The sequence below is a fragment of the Streptomyces sp. NRRL B-24572 genome (assembly GCF_002156145.1).
Lineage (GTDB): Bacteria > Actinomycetota > Actinomycetes > Streptomycetales > Streptomycetaceae > Streptomyces > Streptomyces vietnamensis.
Genome location: NZ_MWIG01001232.1, coordinates 1 through 561, shown reverse-complemented (window position 1 = coordinate 561; position 561 = coordinate 1). Strand labels below are relative to the sequence as shown.

The 561-nt window shown below is 70.9% G+C and carries 1 protein-coding gene; it reads right to left on the bottom strand.

The genetic code is table 11. From position 1 onward, the window contains the following. Positions 1 to 443: thiamine pyrophosphate-binding protein (locus CCN56_RS41485; RefSeq protein WP_256962466.1), on the bottom strand; the 443-nt coding region annotated here is incomplete at its 3' end. Positions 444 to 561: the final 118 nt, after the last annotated feature.

The window sequence follows — 561 nt, the reverse complement described above, 5'->3', positions numbered from 1 at the left end:
GCCACCCGCATCGCCCGGTCCAGCACGTTCGGCAGCTGGGCGGGGACGGTGACCACCTCGCAGAACTCCGACGCCACGTCCTTGTACAGGCAGGCCAGGTCGACCTCCTGCTGGTAGGAGCCGCCCATCGCGCTGCGATCGGTCTGGCCGACGATCGCCACCACGGGCACGTGGTCGAGCTTCGCGTCGTACAGGCCGTTCAACAGGTGGATGGCACCCGGCCCCGACGTCGCCGCGCACACCCCCGTCCGGCCGGAGAACTTCGCGTACCCGACCGCCTCGAAAGCCGACATCTCCTCGTGCCGCGACTGGACGAACCGCGGCCGGTCCTCCGCGCGCCCCCAGGCGGCCAGCAGCCCGTTGATGCCGTCACCGGGGTAGGCGAAGACGTGGGACACCTCCCAGTCACGCAGCCGCTGCAGCACGTAGTCGGAAACCTTCATCACCCAACTCCTTCACCGTGCGGTCCTGGCGGTCCCGGGCCTCGGGTGGTCCTCACGACGCGGCTAACCGCTGGCGCCGCGATGAAACCCGTCCCCGGGTACGGGGAGGGGCGGGGCC